Genomic DNA, 16,706 nt, shown 5'->3' on the forward strand with positions numbered 1-16,706 from the left:
TTACCTATTTGAGGAATTGACCATGTTGAAAATCGTTAAAACTTCTATCGCTTTAGCCGCCGCTTCTTTCATTGTTGCTGGTAATGCTCATGCTGATATCAACGAAGCACTACAAAACATCTGCACTATCGTGAAAGCTGACGATAAAGGCGAATTGCGTAAAAAAATGAAAATGGTCCAGTCTGACTACCGTTTACAATTACAAGATTATTACTCAGGGATTTCATGTGGCGGTCAAAGCTTAATTCGTACGGCCATGTTAAACGGCGCAGTAGAAACCGGCACCTTGATGGTTAAGAAAATGCCTAAAGGTGACTTAAGCTCTCCAGAAGCTGACGGTAAAACCGTGGTGGCTTGGGCGGCTGAAAACGGCTTAGATAGCTCACCTATCGTTGCCGCATTAAACGAAAGAATCTAACAACAGTTACGAGATTAGCGCCGCGGCCTGCAAACTGCGGGCTGCGAGCCTCGCTACTGATTAACCATTCAACATGGTGGGTGAAGCGTAACACCTTCTCCTAAAAGAACGGCCTCAATTGAGGCCGTTTTTTTTGCTTTAAGTCAAGGGCGCAAACTCATTTTCCCTTTTACTTCTCTGCCCATTACTTTATTTAAGGCATCTTTCGCATTGGCCAAAGGGAGTACCTCATCAACGATGACTTTCACCTTTCCTTCGACATACCACGTTAATAATTCTTGCATATTGGCGGCAAAATCTTTGGGTTGATACTGGGTAAACGAGCCCCAGAAAACGCCAACCACTGAATAGCCTTTAACGAGACTTAAATTAACTGGGAATTCAGGAATGGTTCCCCCAGCGAAGCCCACCACTAACAAACGGCCATTCCACGCCATGCTACGTGAACAAGCGTGAAAGGTATCACCACCAACGCATTCATAGACCACATCGACGCCCTTGCCATTAGTCACTTCTTTGATCGCCGTTTTGAGGTCAGTTTCGGTGTAGTTAATTAAGATATCTGCACCGTTTGCTCTAGCGACATCAAGTTTTTCTTGGGTTGAACATACCGCAATAACGGTTGCCCCCATTAGTTTACCAATTTGTACTGCGGCTAAACCCGTACCACCGGCAGCTCCGGTCACCAATAAAGTTTCTCCTGGCTTAATATGGGCTCGTTGTTTTAAGGCATGATGCGCTGTAGCGTGAGCAGTCACTAAAGCGGCCGCTTCATCATCAGGGATAGCATCAGGGATAGGCATAACATGGGTGACCGGTACTGCCACTTTTTCTGCGTAACCGCCTAACATACATAATGCGATGACGCGCATACCCACTTTCAGGTGGCTAACGCCCTCACCCAGTTCACTGATTACGCCGGCCACTTCATTGCCCGGAATAAACGGTGTCGGCGGCTTCATTTGGTATAAACCTTGTACGAGTAAACCATCAGGGAAATTTACCCCGCAGGCTTTAACATCGACAATGACCTCTCCTTTTTTTACCACTGGATCAGGCACATCTTGGTACTTAAGGGCTTCTACAGGGGCAAATTCGTTACATACAATCGCTTTCATTTACTACTCCATCAATTCGTGGGGTTACCGGCCTTGAGTCAATTGCAAGGCATACTGAGCTAAAGGCTGTACTATTGCGCCAACCTTCATCGCTTCTTTATTTGATGCGTTGCCGTCTTGCGCCCGTTTAGCGACGCCTTGGGCGATAGCCGCTAAGCGGAAAAAACTGAAGGCCAGATAAAAGTTCCAATTTGGAATGTTGTCAATCCCCATGAGTCGACAATACGTTGCAACATACTCTTGTTCTGTAGGGATCCCCAAAGGAGCACGGTCAACGCCACCTAAACCTGTGGCTTTCCCCACATTTTCGGGTAAGCGTAATTGCATACATTGGTAAGCTAAATCTGCATAGGGATGCCCTAATGTCGACAATTCCCAGTCAAGTACAGCAACAATTTTAGGCTCACTGACATGAAACATTAAATTGTCCATGCGATAGTCACCATGAACCAACGACACCTTGCCATCATCTGCTGGTAAGTGAGCGTTTAACCAAGCAATGAGCTGGTCCATTTCAGCAATTTCGTGGGTTTCTGATAATGTGTATTGCTGGCCCCACCGGCTTAGCTGGCGTTCAAAATAATTACCCGGGCGGCCATAGTCTCCAAGGCCTACTTTTTCAATATCCACACTGTGCAAAGCTACGAGTACTTCTGCCATTTGCTGATACATTTGCCCGCGAATATCACTGCTCGTAATCTCAGGTAGCGAGCTATCCCAAAATACGCGGCCTTCAACATATTCCATTATGTAAAAAAGACTGCCAATCACACTGGGGTCTTCACATAAATGATATACCTTTGCAACTGGCACTTTAGCGTGTTGTAAGGCAGCCAGCACCTTGTACTCGCGATCAACCGCATGGGCTGATTTGAGTAACTTACCGGGTGGTTGGCGTCTTAATACGTAAGTCCGGTCTGAGGTTTGTAATTTAAAGGTTGGATTTGACTGGCCACCGGCAAATTTAGTGGCGCTGACGGGGCCTTTAAAATCAGGCAAATGCTGAGTTAAATACTCAGCTAATACCTGCTCATCTAGTTGATCAACTTGATTTGAATCGCTCAATGTCATTCCCTCTTAAGCGTTAGCATCTTTAATAAGATTACGCCCTAGTTGCATCATATGCACTTCATCAGGACCATCTGCTATACGTATGGTGCGAGCATAAGCATAGGTGGCCGCTAGAATAAAGTCCTGACTGGTGCCTGCAGCGCCATGCATCTGAATCGCTTGGTCGATAACATTGCACGCCATTTTAGGCGCAACAATTTTAATTGCAGCGATAATATCGCGGCTGACTTTATTGCCATAGCGATCCATTTTATCAGCTGCTTTTAAGGTCAATAAACGAGCTTGCTCGATATCGCAATGCATTTGGGCAATGCGCTCACGGATCGATTGTTGCTTACTTAATGGCTGACCAAAGGCGATACGTGACTCAACACGCTCACACGCTAAATCAAGGGCGCGTTGGGCACAGCCAATTAAACGCATACAGTGGTGAATACGGCCAGGACCTAAACGGCCTTGGGCAATTGCGAAGCCCTCGCCTTCTCCCACCAACAAATTAGTCGCGGGCACTTTGACGTTTTCAAACAATACTTCGGCATGCCCAACCGGCTCATCAAGGTGGCCCATGGCAGCCATTGCTCTGACTACCGTCACGCCGGGGGTATTCATTGGTACCAAAATTTGTGACTGTTGCTGATGTCGGGCCGCACTGGTATCCGTTTTTCCCATCACCACCATAATTTTGCAATTGTCGTTCATTGCACCACTGGTGTACCACTTGCGACCATTAATGACATAGTTATCGCCCTCTTTGACAATTGAGGTTTCAATATTGGTCGCATCCGATGACGCCACTGCAGGTTCAGTCATCGCAAACGCTGAGCGAATTTCACCGGCCAATAAAGGCTCTAACCACTGCTTTTTGTGTTCATCAGAGCCGTACTTGGCTAACACTTCCATATTGCCTGTGTCAGGTGCACTGCAATTAAAGACTTCAGAACTCCACATTGCGCGCCCCATTAATTCGCATAAGGGCGCATATTCTAGATTGGTTAAACCCGCGCCATAAGGCAAATATTCGTGCGGCAAAAATAAATTCCACAATCCTGCCGCTTTGGCTTTTTGCTTCAAATCCTCCATCATCGCAGGAGTGTGCCAGCGAGTTTCAGGTGATTGCGCATTAGCATGCACTTGCTCAATATAAGCTTGCTCAACAGGATAAATATGCTCCTGCATAAAGGTTTCTAACCTTTTTATTAAACCGGACGTTTTTTCAGAGTAATCAAAATTCATGTTAATTCCTGTAAGCAATTAATGAGGGTTGATGGGTAACCTAGCTAAAGGTAATTGATGGCAGTCGTTCAAGCGTGTCCAAATGCGGCACGTTGTTAAAACTACTCAAACGGATGTTATGTTGATTGAAATAAAGATGGCTAAAACTGGTGTTGCGAATTTGCATATTAAGTTCAATCACTTGCACGGCGTCTAATCCTAAGATCACGCTCATCATCATTGCTATGGCACCACCTGAACTTACTGCGAGAACGGGTCCTTCTGCTTGCTGGCTTTTTATGCACTCGATAGCACCTGATGTTCTAGTTTTAAAGTCTTGCCAACTTTCACTCACGTCATCAGGATTTAACTGATTTTGCGACCAAGCCAACATGGCTTTTTTTAATAAGCGATAAAATTCAGATGGCGAAGCAGAGGCAGCTAGGGTCTCAGTGGGATAAAGATTTAGATAAGCTTGGCCAATGGTAGCAAAATCAAATTCGTTAAAGCGTGCATCAATTTTTGGCTCAGGAGCCTCATCTAACCCCTGCAAAATACCCGCAGCCGTTTCTTGATGTCTGACCAAAGTGCCGGTAAATACCTGACTAAAATGACATTGCCGCTCGGTAAAATACTGCCCTAGCCACAGGCTTTGCTGGTGCCCCAAAGGGCTTAGTTTATCGTAATTCTTTGCACCAAATGATGCTTGGCCATGACGCACTAAAAACAGTTCAGGCATGAATATTCCTTTAATTCTTAATGCCAGTCAGTGTATGCAGAAACCATCTATTAGTTTAATTGATTATTTTAATAGGATTCCATTCTCAAAACTAATTAACACCATCAATAATGTAAAATTAAGCTACATTCACCAAACAAATACCCAGCATGAATAACATTTTAAAAACGTTTTATTTACATTTGGGTGAAAACATTGTTAGCTTAATAGAGGTAAGAGCAGTTAAAAGCCCAAAAACCAAAGATGCTCTGCCGAACACAACCAATAAAGTCGTAGCCAAACTAGTCTGTTTTTTTACTAGTAACGAGAGAAATTTAAATGAGCCACAGCCACTTACCACGTTTCAAACGCACCCCCATAGCACTTATCATCGGTCTTAGCCTCGCTTTTAGCGGGACAGTTGCGAATGCCCAGGAACAGGAACAGCCAACTAAACCTGAAAAACAAGGCTTAGAAACCATCACGGTTACTGCGCAGAAACGCGCGCAAAATTTACAAGAAGTCCCCGTCTCGGTCACCGCCTTTACCGGCGACGAAATGGCTGAATCTGTCATCAAAGACATGTATGACTTACAAACGAATGTGCCAGGTTTAGGAGCCTTTCAAAGTCAAAGTGCCACTAACTCAAGTTTCTCTATTCGTGGTGTCGGTACATCTTCGCAAAACTTTGGTCTTGAATCCTCGGTTGGTTTGTACGTTGATGGCGTATATCGCGCTCGTCAAAACTCGTTAATTAACAACTTAGTGGACGTAGCGGCAGTTGAAGTATTACGCGGCCCGCAAGGTACCTTATTTGGTAAAAACACCCCATCTGGTGCCGTACTTGTTACCACAGCGTTACCTAGTCATAGCGGTGGCGATGCGTTTTTAGAAGCCACAGTGGGCAATTACGGTTTGGTGAATCTCTCTGGTGCAACTTCCATTTCAGCTATTGAAGACGTATTAGCCTTTCGTGTTACTGCATTTGGTAGCCAACGAGACGGTACAATTAGTGATAAAGAATTTGGCAGCGATATTGTTAATGATCGTGACCGCTGGGGTGCCAGAGCACAAGCACTTTATACACCCAACGAAGACGTAACATTACGTGTTATTGCCGATTATGCTGAAATCAATGAAATTTGCTGTGGTGCCCCCGTTCAATTAAGTAACCTTAGCGCCAAAGAGATTGACGGTAAGTTTGGTACTGACGCTGCACTACCCACTCTTGGTGGAACCGTTTTCGCTGGTGGCGATGCCTTTTATGATCGTGAAATCGCAGTGTCATTTTTACCTGAATCCAGCATGAAAGACCGTGGTTTATCGGCCCAATTAGACTGGGATTTGGATGAAAACTATACCGTAGTATCTATCTCTGCAATCCGTAAATTTGAGTCATACGATAATTTGGATACCGACTTCACTGACGCAGATTTATTTGGCACATTAAACGATTCTCAGCAGAGTTCATTTTCACAAGAATTACGCATTGACTATAAAAGCGACAAGCTAAATTACATACTAGGTGCTTACTATTTTGAGCAGGATTTAGACTTAGAGTACAGCCTTTACACCGACAACATTTTTGATGGTTTTGCTCTGGGAGTGTTGGGACAAAACGTTGATGCATTAACCGGTAGCCCTGGCAGTTTTAATGCTTTGTTGGGGGGTATTGATAACTTAGCTGCTAACGGTTTAATCGCCCCGCGCGCTGCCGGTGCACCGGCAGGGACTGGCTTTAACCACGTGGCAAAACAAAAACATAAAAGCTATGCCTTATTTGGTCAATTTGATTACAAATTTACTGATGAATTAACCCTGACCGCCGGTTTACGTTTCACTAGCGAAGACAAAGATTTGTCGACAGTGTTCACCGAAGTGGGCCCTGGCATTAACGGTTTAGCCAACAACACACCAGTTAATTTAGTTGGTGCCTTAACTACCTTAGGTGGCATTGGTGCAGGTTTAATTGACTTAACCACCGCTGAAGGACAAGCCAGTCTAGCCAATTTTTCTGGCTTTGATCAGGCTGGCTGGGCGTTCTTGTTGCTAGGTGATACAACTAGGCCTCGAGCAGATATTAATGAGACCCTTTCAGACGATCAGGTTACCGGTACCATCAAATTAAGTTATCAACCAGATAGCGATACGCTTTGGTATGCCTCGTACGGCGAAGGCTATAAGTCAGGCGGGACTAATACAGACAGGATTGCTACCGGTTTTAATCCATTGTTTGATGCGGAAACCTCTCAAGCATTTGAAATTGGTTTGAAAAAGGATTTTCCAGACCAAGATTTACGCATTAACGCAGCCACTCATTACACCACCGTGAATGACTTCCAAGCGAATACTTTTACGGGTAATGGCTTTAACTTACAAAACGCCGGTGATTACGAGATAAAAGGTCTGGAGTTAGAAGCAACATGGTTGCCTACGGACAGCCTAGAAGTTAATTTGGGTTATGCGTTGGTTAAAGCAAAATACAAGACCTTTTTAGCGGGTAACTGTTGGACGGCTTACACGTGGCACACCGGAATTGCTGATCCCGGTCGTGGTACAGACGCTGATGGCAATCCAAATCGTTTCTGTGATCGCTCAGGTGACAGACCAGGTGGCGAGCCAGAAAACTATGCCGTATTGTCGTTAAAACAAGATATCGAGATGTCAGATAGTATTTACGCCTACGTGCAAGGTGAATATACCTACACCAGCGAAATTATCTTAGATGGCAGTAACGACCCTTATGCCGTGCAAGATGGCTATAGTTTAGTTAACGCTCGTTTGTTCATGAACTTCCTTGATTATGATATGGACGTCATTGTGTGGGCCCGTAATCTATTAGACGAAGAGTATATTAACCGCACTAACTTCAACACCCCTTTACAAGAGGGTAAATTGAACGCCTATATGGCTGAGCCAAGAACCTTTGGTGTAACGGTTAAAAAACGTTTCTAATAGCGAGAAATGAATAGAGCCGGCTGTATTGCCGGCTTTTAAATGTATGAGGTCCCCTTCGCAAACCCCTAAATTTACTATAAAATCCGCGGCCTTATTTTACAGACCTAACGAGCAGTTATGAGCACAGCCTTATACACTGATTTATCCGCCTACTATGATCTGATGTGCGCTGAAATTGACTATCAAAGTCAAAGTGATTGTGTCCGTCGCTTGCATCATATCTTTGGTAATGAAGGTCTACAGCATATTGATTTGGCCTGTGGCACTGGCCCGCATATTCAGTATTTCCTTCAGTATGCTTATCTATGCCGCGGTTTAGATCTTAACCAACCGATGTTAGACATAGCGCAGCAACGATGCCCACAAGCCACATTTACACAGGGCAACATGGCAAATTTTGCGGTGCAAGAAAAGGCCGATTTAATTACCTGTTTTTTGTATTCGCTACATTACTGCCAAGATATCGACATGCTTAAAGACTGCTTTAAATGCGTATTTGAGGCATTGAGTCCCGGTGGTATGTTTTGTTTTAACAGCGTTGATAAAACCCAAATCGATAACTATAAATCAGAGCAACACTATGCTCAGTTTGAAGGTAGCGAGTTCAAGTTTAGCTCTGCGTGGCATTATCCGGGGCAAGGCAATCTACAATCTTTGTTGTTGAGTATTGATAAAAACACTGATGGACAGCAACGAAGCTGGCAAGACCGCCATTCAATGGTAGCGCTCGATTTTAATGAGCTGCAAAGCCTACTATTGCCTTACTTTGAGGTAAGCGTGTTTCAACACGATTACAGCAAGTTAGTAGAGTGGGACAATAAATCCGGTAACGCAATCTTTTGTTGCATCAAAAAATAGTCATTCAAAGGTGTATGATTCAATATTAGAAGGCGGTGATTCACCACTATCATTGATGGCGGTCACTCGGTAAAAATATTTAAGACCCTCTACCTGCGGTGGATTATCCCAGAATAATCGGTCAACTTCGGGGTCAAATCGTAGTTTACCATCAGAAATATTCTCTCCTACCACTTGCCAAGGACCTTCAACGTTGGTGCTGCGCTCAATACGATAAGTCTGACCTAGTGGAGCGCCTAACCAACGAATATTATCTACACCGTCAATAACACGCAGTTTAGGTGCCTCCGGAATGGGTAACCGGGGAGCTTCGTTTAATCCCGCCATTTGCGCTTGTGCTTTGCGTACTAATGCCACTACTTGTTGTTCTTGATTATCCTGACCTTCAACAAAGCCCGGTAAACGATAACTATAATGACCGGTGTATTCTTTATGAAAGTAAAACCCCCCGTCATGTCTATGACCACGAAAACCCCAGATAAAGGCGCCGACCGCTTGTGCACCTTGATAATCGTGATGCACAGCTGTTTGCATAATATCATTTAGGATACTTGCATCGGTTAAACCAAACTCACCCACCATATAGGCTTTACGTCCCGCTATCTGGGCCAAATCTTGTTTAATGGTTTCGGGTTTATTGTTGTTATTAGTGGTGTAAAAGTGATTGGAAATAATATCCACATGGGGATTGGTAATGGCATAGTCATTTAATTGCAAATAATTGCCATCGACGATTAATTGCTGAGGTGCTAATTTATCGATTAAAGCGACAGTCGTTTCTAAAAAGGGCCGCGTCGTGTCCTTTAACTCATTACCCGTTTCCCACGCCATAATAGCTTTTTCAGCATAATAATAGCGGCCTGTAAGGGTATTTTTTCGCTTAATAACTTGTTCAATGATACTCAAATAGGCTTTATAGGTTTGACTGCGCACATCGTAAAAGGCCTCTTGTGGCTCATCATAAAAAGCAGCGAGTTGTTCACGTCCACCCCACCATTGCCAATGATCAATGAAAGGTAAAATCAAGCGTAAACCATGTTTATCAGCCAAAGCTATCATGTTGTCATACACTACCATGGCTTTTTCATTCAAACGTGGTATGCCACCTTTGCTAAGCGGAGCGAGTATATGTGTCTCACGACCACAAGCCTTATCTGACTCTTGTTCCACAGATAACACATAAATGCGCATGGCCTTGTGGCCACTTTTCACTAAAGCCTTGATCCAGTTTTCTTGCTCATCGGCCGTTGGCCACTGAAAATACTGGCCCCAACCACGAGGATCATCAGGGCATGTACCTAAGGCATCATTTTCAATGCGATGTAACTCAGGGGCATGTAGGCCAGCAAAGCGAAATACCTGTTCACCATCAAGTAACTGATGGCCTTTACGCGAGATAAAGTGTTCAAAAGCCATCATTTGGCTGCTAAACAAACAACAAAGTAGCGCACTACTTAGCCATTTCATGCTCCACCTCCTGCTCCATTTGCTGTAACAGACGGGTGGCTACCATCATAGCGCGGCCATTGTGATAAGGCCCTTTCCAAAAACCCGCTTTGTAGGTGTCATCCACTAAACCCTGATCACATAACGCCAACCAGAACCACTCACCATATTCACGATCAATATGTTGCTGTTGAATAAATTGCCAAACCTTTTCGGCGGCCAATTTGAATTTTTCGCCACCACCAAGTTGGTAAGCTTGCAAAAAGCCCACTAGTGCTTCGGCCTGTACCCACCAAAAACTCTCCGGATGGGTTTGTTGATCAACAAAAGTATACTGATCACACACCTGCCCATGTTGACCTATGGCTTGGTTAAGGCACACCTCGGCCATGGCCAAAACGATTTTTTTATACTTATGGGTCAAAGCTGGCTGCTTGAGTACTTCAACGGCTTCCCACAATAACCAACTGCATTCAATGTCATGACCATAGGAAAAAGCAGGCGATTGATCTTGCCATTCAATGTTTTGAAATAAACTAAGGTGCATACTAGGTTGCAAAATAATGTGCTGTTCAAATACCCCCAACAAGGAGCTTAAAGCTTGCCCCACCTGAGCTTTACCACTCACATGATATAAGCTGGTGTAAGCTTCGATAACATGTAGATGGGTATTCATACTCTTGGGATAATTAAGGTCTTTATCACTTAAACGCATGTCATCCAATGGCTGCCAATCCTGCGCAAAGGCTTCTAAATAGCCACCAAATTGAGGATCTATGGCGTGTAATTCTAACAAGTCAAAGTATTCAAAGGCCTTAGCAATAGCTGTTTCATCACCACTTAGCCGGTAATAAGCGCATAAGGCATAAATGGCAAAAGCTTGGGCATAGGTTTGTTTTTTACCACTGACACATTGTCCCTGATAATCAAGCTCCCACAACACTCCGCCATACTGCTGATCTTCAAAAGAAGTGAGTAAATAATCAAAGGCTCGTTTGGCTATTTGAGTATATTCAGCACTGTTATAGGTGTAAGCAGCCTCGCTGAAAAACCACAAAATACGGGTATTCAGTACGATGCCTTTATTAGCAGCGATCACAGGATTGGCTTTAGCATCTATTTCACCAAAAAAACCGCCGTGCAGATGATCGACACTGTGTGTTGACCACCACTTTGCAATCTTATGGCACTCTCTGTCTAACAAACGTGGATCTAGCTTGCTATAAACCGCTGCTTCTATCATGCCTACCCTACCCTTTAGTCTGCTGTAACAGCAGCAAGTTTTTATCAATCAAACTGTTTAAGGTTTTAACTGACTCAGCAGAGCGCAAACCGTCTTCAGGCGTATTTAAGGTGTAATCAATCAATTGCTCTATGGTCGTGGTAGCAACGTGCATACGAGTATCTGATGAAGCGTAATAGATAAATACTTCATTGTTTTCATTCACTATCCAACCATTAGCAAAAGTCACATTGGATACGTCACCAATACGCTCCTCACCTTGTGGCGCAATGAAATGGCCTCCTGGACGATGAATCACACGCCATGGTTCGATTAAATCTGTCATAAAAACATACAGCACATAACGTAATCCCGCGGCGGTATTACGTACGCCATGAGCAAGATGCAACCAGCCATTGGCTGTTTTAATGGGAGCCGGGCCTTGACCATTTTTAATTTCTTTGATGGTGTGGTAAGCCTTGCCGTCAACAATCAGCTCTTGTTTAATTTCGGCTTTTTCCATTGAGTCACATAGACCCCAGCCTATACCGCCACCAATACCTACGCTAATAAAGCCATCTTGCGGGCGGGTGTACAGAGCGTATTTACCATTGATAAATTCAGGGTGAAGTACCACGTTACGTTGCTGCCCTGAATAGGTAATTAAATCAGGTAAGCGCTGCCATACTTTGAGATCTTTAGTGCGTGCAATGCCACATTGTGCGGTTGCCGCAGATAAGTCCTCAGGGCGAGTCTTATCTTTACGCTCGGTACAAAATAAGCCATAAATATACCCGTCTGCATGTTTAATTAAACGCATATCATACACGTTAGTATCAGGCTCGTTGGTTTCAGGCATCGTGATGGGGTGATCCCAAAAACGAAAGTTATCTACCCCATTAGCACTTTGTGCCACGGCAAAAAATGACTTACGATCATTGCCTTCTACCCTGACCACCAATAAATATTGTCCATCAAGATATATCGCCCCTGAATTAAAAGTGGCATTGATACCAATGCGCTCCATCAAAAAGGGATTCGTTGTCTCATTTAAATCGTAACGCCAAAACACAGGTGTATGTTCTGCAGTCACTATGGGTAACTGCCAACGCTGATAAATGCCGTTAGAACAAGGAGTTGGACTATTTTTTAAGCCAATCAGTGATTCATAAGCAGAACACAATTTTTCAACTTTTTGTTTAAAACTCATATAAGACTCTTCTTTTCTAATTAATCTGAAAGTGTGACTTATTTCTTTGCCACACATTTTAACATAAAGCCTAGTTGGAACCGGTTACCAAAAATAACAATAACAATGCCTTTATCTGTTTAAATCCCTCTTTTAAAGCTGCCGTGAACTTTGACTATCGAAATGCCACAGGCATATCTGCGGGATAATCTTCAAGGGTATTCCACCAATACACTTTCAAAAACATGGAACACAGAATCACCACACCTAAGGCAACTGTCATTGGCATAAACTGTTGAATGACCAAAAAGATGGGCGCAGCAATCAAAGCGCTATGCCAAACTATGCCAACCACCACATTTGCCATATCACGTTTAAAATGGTGGTTAGCCTGAATCTCTGGGTAGTCTTGTTGGATTGCCAGTAACACTGGTTGCCACCACCCCCAAGGGCGAGTTTTTAAATAGAATTTCTTAAGCACTTGCATATCATCAGCTGGCGTTAATAAAGTCCCCATTACACAACCAATTAGGCACAATAAAAATAAGGCAGGGAAAGCATGTAAAGGCGATATATCAGTAAACATCATAGGTAAAGCAGCCACAATGCCAGTTAACATGCCATAAAAATAACCATAACCATTAAATCGCCACCAATACCATTTGAGGACATTGGCTGCGGTATAACCGCCATACAGAGCTGAAACTATCCACATGATCAAACCGTTTAGCGTGGGGATAAACAAACCTATGGCAGTGCCCAACACCACAAACACAATAGAAACGATATAGCTCAGATACACATAAGTTTTATCTGCAGCATTAGGATTAATATAACGTTTATATATATCGTTAACTACGTAGGCAGGGGCCGCATTGGTGGTAGCTGCAAAGGTAGACATAAAGGTTGCTAGTAATCCTGCTAACACTAATCCCAACAAGCCAGAAGGAATATAATTGGCTAGGGCAAAAGGTAGAATTTGCTCAAAATCCACATCACTTCCCATGCCATTTAATTCATCATTAAAAAACACTAAGGCTAGGATGGCTAAACCAGTGATCATCATATAACGAGGGATCAGTAATACTACGCTCACAAACCAGCTCATTTTAGCCGCATCAGTAGGTGAACGGGCAGACAATACACGCTGCATATCGTAGTTAGGTGCTGGTCCTGCCATACTTTGCAATACACCTTTAAAAATGACCAACATCATAAAGATACCAAACATAGAGTAACCATCTTGCTCTATTTTAGCGTTTGCAGAAGGTAAAATGGCCGCCCAATCCAAATTTAAACTCCAGCCAAATTGAATTTCATCCCAGCCCTCGGGTACTGCTTTGGCCAACATTTCTGGAGAGACCTGCTGCATAGCGATAATTCCAATAGCAACACAGGCAATAGTCATGATGAAAAACTGTACAACCTCGGTGATCACTACGCTATACATGCCGCCTTTAACCACATACAACATGGTGATAAAGGTAAGAATTAATCCGTAATAAACTTCGTTTAAATGGGGGTCGATAGACAATTGAAACGGCATAAAACCAGCGGAAAACTTACCAATACCAATGAAACTATAGGCCAGAAAACCCAAGACATTCACTAAGGCAAATACCACTACTATGATATGACTTAACTTGGCGCCTTTGTTATCGCCAAAGCGAAAACGTATCCATTCAGCCCCAGTCATTACGCCCGAGCGACGTAACCAAATAGACAAAAACACCAACATAAAAATCTGATTAAACGCCGGCCACAACCAAGGAATAAAAATACTTTTTAAGCCATAGATAAACAGTAAATACACCATCCACATAGTGCCACTGATATCAAACATGCCTGAGGCATTGGATAAACCCAAGTAATACCACTTAAGCTCATTACCACCGAGAAAATAGCCTTCTATATTGCGACTAGCTCTTTTAGATATCCAAAAACCAATGCCCAAAGACATGACCAGATAACCAGCAATAATACTTAGATCGAGAAAAGATAAATTCATTGTGACTACTTTTTATTGTCGGGCTACTGATTGCAACTGTTGGACAAAACAATCAATGTAACCGGTTACTCAACATTTAGAGCGATTGTTACTTAAATGTAACCGGTTATCAAGCTATTTTGTTGATGTTGCTATCGATATCATAAAAATAATGTAAAATGTTTCATAGCAATGCTTAATTATCACGCTTTGGGAGCGCCAGTATGTCAACAATTAGAGATGTATCAAAAGAAGCGGGCTTGTCCATCGCCACCGTTTCCAGAGCTTTAAGTGCGCCAGAAAAAGTCACTAAAGAAAGTCTTAAAAAAGTACATGAGGCCATCGAGAAATTACAGTATCGGCCCAACATGTTGTCGCAAAAATTTAGAAATAAACAAGCCAATACTATTGTTATTTTAGTACCTGATATTGCCAATTTATTTTTTGCAAAGGTGATCAGTGGTATTGAAAGTGTCGCGCAGAAAAAGGGCTTCAGCGTATTATTGGGCGATACTCGTGATTCAAAAGCGCTCGAAAAACAATACATTAACTTAGTTGAAACCAGACAAGCCGATGGTATTATTCAGTTACGTCCCTACAGCGAAAACGATTCATTGTTACCTATCTCCAGAGTACCGGCAGTGAATGCCAGTGGCTGTGAAAACACCCCCTATCCTACTGTGCGCATTGATAATGTGGGCGCCGCTAAAGAAGTGGTTAAATATTTGATATCACTAGGACATAAACGCATAGGTGTAATTACTGGCTTGCAGCGCAATCCGCATACTATCGACCGCCTGAAAGGTTATAAACAAGCTTTGGCCGAAGCTAACATTCCCTTTGATGAAAGTTTGCTGTCTGAAGGTGATTTTACCTTGTGGTCAGGTTTACAAGCCAGTGAGCATTTTAGCCGCATGACAAATATGCCCACAGCGATATTTTGTATGAACGATGAGATGGCAATTGGCGCAATGAAAGGACTTAAGTCCAAAGGTTTACGCTTACCGCAGGATATTTCCATCACTGGCTTTGATGACTTAGATGTATCTCGTTATTGCGATCCTCCTCTGACTACCGTCGCGCAGCCTGCAGAAAAAATTGGCGAACGTTCAGCTGATTTATTGTTTCAATTATTGGACGAGCAACAACCCACTCAAACCGAGTATGTATTGCCCATTGAGTTTATTATTCGTCAAAGTACGGCTCCACCACGAGCTAATTAAAAGCTAAATTGCTGTGTTGTGTTTAAACACAACACAGTAAATTTTTTGCTTGCCTCGGCAAATGTAACGGGTTACATTTTAAATATAATTTCTTTGTTATTAAAAATATGTCTACCTCATTCAAATTACATGCGCGTATTAATCAATTAACTGACTGGCTAAAAGAAGATGCCTTACCCTATTGGAGCACCACTGGCATCAACCAACACAACGGTGCCGTTTACGAACAAATGCTATTTAATGGCCAAGCCGACTTAGCCGCCAACCAACGAATTCGCGTACAAGCACGGCAAATAATGGTGTTTTGTGCCGCACAGCAGCAGCAATGGCTGAATAATAGTTTGCCTATTGTTAGCCGCATCGTAGCGTTTATGCACTCTCATGGACGAATAAATCCTACGGCCATAGGATATGCACAGCTACTAACACCTGATAACCAAATAGTAGAACCAAAACTTGATAGCTATGACTTTGCCTTTTATTTTTTGGCTTGTTTTCATCGTTTTTCTACTTTTAACGATAAGCAGGCACTAGCTGAAGCCAATGCCCTGTTACAGCATATAGAGCTAAATTTTAAAGATAGTTCGGCAGGTTGGTTAGAAGGCAATTACCCAGCGCCACATAGACGCCAAAATCCTCACATGCATTTGTTTGAGGCTTTTATGACCGGCTACGAAGTAACTCATGAGGCCAAATGGTTAGCCAAAGCAGGTCAGATATATAGTCTATTTGAACAGTTCTTTTTCAACCCAAACACACAGGTATTACATGAGCATTTTGACCACAATTGGCAACTTGCTAAAGGTCCATTAGGAGAGCAAGTTGAGCCGGGACACATGTTTGAATGGGTATGGTTACTGCGTTGGTACCAGCAACTTACCGGTACCTCTGTCAGCCACTACTGTGACGCTTTATATAACAAGGCCTTAGAGATAGGTTTTGATCCGCAAAGTCAGCTAATTTATGACGTCACTGATCTGCATGGTAAGGTTGTAAATGGCACCAAACGCTGCTGGCCTTTAACTGAATTAGTTAAAGCCAGTTTGGCTCAGGCAACGGTATCACCGCCCGAAAAACGAAGCTTTTACGAAGAAAAAGCCACTCTGGGAATACAACTCTTGTTCGAATTTTATATGCACCCAACTATCAGAGGCAGTTACATCGATCAAATAGCCCAAGATAATAGTGTGCAAGCCAATCACGCCCCCGCCAGTACCCTTTATCATTTTATGGTGATGGGTATAGAAGCCAACAAATACGCGAGTCGATTCCTATGCGAGTAATAG

13 protein-coding genes are annotated in these 16,706 nt (G+C 43.2%); 5 read left to right on the plus strand and 8 right to left on the minus strand.

The window, feature by feature from the left end; translation table 11 throughout:
• The first annotated feature begins 22 nt into the window (after nucleotides 1-22).
• Entirely contained in the window at nucleotides 23-418 is a 396-nt protein-coding gene (locus tag ACEN2L_RS19530) for a DUF3718 domain-containing protein (protein WP_441745341.1), read from the plus strand.
• 143 nt (nucleotides 419-561) lie between these two features.
• Here the strand turns inward: ACEN2L_RS19530 and ACEN2L_RS19535 are convergent, their stop codons facing one another.
• Genes ACEN2L_RS19535 through ACEN2L_RS19550 form a run of 4 tightly spaced genes read right to left on the minus strand, consistent with a single transcriptional unit; the run spans nucleotide 562 to nucleotide 4,558 of the window.
• Nucleotides 562-1,536, minus strand: coding sequence for an NADPH:quinone oxidoreductase family protein (locus tag ACEN2L_RS19535; protein ID WP_441745791.1), 975 nt, complete (start codon nucleotides 1,534-1,536; stop codon nucleotides 562-564).
• Between the two features lie 24 nt (nucleotides 1,537-1,560).
• Complete coding sequence (locus ACEN2L_RS19540) at nucleotides 1,561-2,601, minus strand: phosphotransferase (protein ID WP_441745792.1); 1,041 nt, start codon at nucleotides 2,599-2,601, stop codon at nucleotides 1,561-1,563.
• Between the two features lie 12 nt (nucleotides 2,602-2,613).
• Complete coding sequence (locus ACEN2L_RS19545; RefSeq protein ID WP_441745793.1) at nucleotides 2,614-3,840, minus strand: acyl-CoA dehydrogenase family protein; 1,227 nt, start codon at nucleotides 3,838-3,840, stop codon at nucleotides 2,614-2,616.
• 40 nt (nucleotides 3,841-3,880) lie between these two features.
• Entirely contained in the window at nucleotides 3,881-4,558 is a 678-nt protein-coding gene (locus ACEN2L_RS19550; protein ID WP_441745794.1) for a histidine phosphatase family protein, read from the minus strand.
• Nucleotides 4,559-4,876: 318 nt separating this feature from the next.
• Here ACEN2L_RS19550 and ACEN2L_RS19555 point away from each other — a divergent pair, with 318 nt between their 5' ends.
• Nucleotides 4,877-7,492, plus strand: a complete 2,616-nt coding sequence (locus ACEN2L_RS19555) for a TonB-dependent receptor (protein WP_441745795.1) — start codon at nucleotides 4,877-4,879, stop codon at nucleotides 7,490-7,492.
• Nucleotides 7,493-7,612: 120 nt separating this feature from the next.
• Entirely contained in the window at nucleotides 7,613-8,353 is a 741-nt protein-coding gene (locus tag ACEN2L_RS19560) for a class I SAM-dependent DNA methyltransferase (protein WP_441745796.1), read from the plus strand.
• Here ACEN2L_RS19560 and ACEN2L_RS19565 read toward each other — a convergent pair whose 3' ends face one another.
• From ACEN2L_RS19565 to ACEN2L_RS19580, 4 genes are all read right to left on the minus strand, one after another.
• Complete coding sequence (locus tag ACEN2L_RS19565) at nucleotides 8,354-9,820, minus strand: hypothetical protein (protein ID WP_441745797.1); 1,467 nt, start codon at nucleotides 9,818-9,820, stop codon at nucleotides 8,354-8,356.
• Nucleotides 9,804-11,042 (minus strand): AGE family epimerase/isomerase, encoded by a 1,239-nt coding sequence (locus ACEN2L_RS19570; RefSeq protein WP_441745798.1) that lies wholly within the window; start codon nucleotides 11,040-11,042, stop codon nucleotides 9,804-9,806. Before ACEN2L_RS19570 ends, ACEN2L_RS19565 begins: the two co-directional genes overlap by 17 nt.
• A gap of 7 nt (nucleotides 11,043-11,049) precedes the next feature.
• Nucleotides 11,050-12,231, minus strand: coding sequence for a glycoside hydrolase family 130 protein (locus tag ACEN2L_RS19575; protein WP_441745799.1), 1,182 nt, complete (start codon nucleotides 12,229-12,231; stop codon nucleotides 11,050-11,052).
• A 154-nt stretch (nucleotides 12,232-12,385) separates the two neighbouring features.
• Nucleotides 12,386-14,218: a sodium:solute symporter family protein gene (locus tag ACEN2L_RS19580; protein WP_441745800.1), complete on the minus strand. Its 1,833-nt coding sequence runs from the start codon at nucleotides 14,216-14,218 to the stop codon at nucleotides 12,386-12,388.
• A 203-nt stretch (nucleotides 14,219-14,421) separates the two neighbouring features.
• On the opposite strand from ACEN2L_RS19580, the gene ACEN2L_RS19585 reads away from it, so the two are divergent.
• Together ACEN2L_RS19585 and ACEN2L_RS19590 are read left to right on the plus strand one after the other, a co-directional pair.
• A complete protein-coding gene (locus tag ACEN2L_RS19585; RefSeq protein WP_441745801.1) occupies nucleotides 14,422-15,420 on the plus strand; it encodes a LacI family DNA-binding transcriptional regulator in 999 nt (332 codons plus the stop codon).
• A 107-nt stretch (nucleotides 15,421-15,527) separates the two neighbouring features.
• On the plus strand, nucleotides 15,528-16,703 hold the full coding sequence (locus ACEN2L_RS19590; protein WP_441745802.1) for an AGE family epimerase/isomerase: 1,176 nt from the start codon (nucleotides 15,528-15,530) through the stop codon (nucleotides 16,701-16,703).
• Nucleotides 16,704-16,706 lie beyond the last annotated feature (3 nt).

The sequence above is a fragment of the Flavobacterium sp. W21_SRS_FM6 genome, assembly GCF_052119645.1.
GTDB lineage: Bacteria > Pseudomonadota > Gammaproteobacteria > Enterobacterales > Alteromonadaceae > Paraglaciecola.

Coding starts and splice junctions, on each gene's coding strand:
- ACEN2L_RS19530 (WP_441745341.1), top strand. CDS start 23: ATGTTGAAAATCGTTAAAACTTCTATCGCTTTAGCCGCCGCTTCTTTC.
- ACEN2L_RS19535 (WP_441745791.1), bottom strand. CDS start 1,536: ATGAAAGCGATTGTATGTAACGAATTTGCCCCTGTAGAAGCCCTTAAG.
- ACEN2L_RS19545 (WP_441745793.1), bottom strand. CDS start 3,840: ATGAATTTTGATTACTCTGAAAAAACGTCCGGTTTAATAAAAAGGTTA.
- ACEN2L_RS19550 (WP_441745794.1), bottom strand. CDS start 4,558: ATGCCTGAACTGTTTTTAGTGCGTCATGGCCAAGCATCATTTGGTGCA.
- ACEN2L_RS19555 (WP_441745795.1), top strand. CDS start 4,877: ATGAGCCACAGCCACTTACCACGTTTCAAACGCACCCCCATAGCACTT.
- ACEN2L_RS19560 (WP_441745796.1), top strand. CDS start 7,613: ATGAGCACAGCCTTATACACTGATTTATCCGCCTACTATGATCTGATG.
- ACEN2L_RS19565 (WP_441745797.1), bottom strand. CDS start 9,820: ATGAAATGGCTAAGTAGTGCGCTACTTTGTTGTTTGTTTAGCAGCCAA.
- ACEN2L_RS19570 (WP_441745798.1), bottom strand. CDS start 11,042: ATGATAGAAGCAGCGGTTTATAGCAAGCTAGATCCACGTTTGTTAGAC.
- ACEN2L_RS19575 (WP_441745799.1), bottom strand. CDS start 12,231: ATGAGTTTTAAACAAAAAGTTGAAAAATTGTGTTCTGCTTATGAATCA.
- ACEN2L_RS19580 (WP_441745800.1), bottom strand. CDS start 14,218: ATGAATTTATCTTTTCTCGATCTAAGTATTATTGCTGGTTATCTGGTC.
- ACEN2L_RS19585 (WP_441745801.1), top strand. CDS start 14,422: ATGTCAACAATTAGAGATGTATCAAAAGAAGCGGGCTTGTCCATCGCC.
- ACEN2L_RS19590 (WP_441745802.1), top strand. CDS start 15,528: ATGTCTACCTCATTCAAATTACATGCGCGTATTAATCAATTAACTGAC.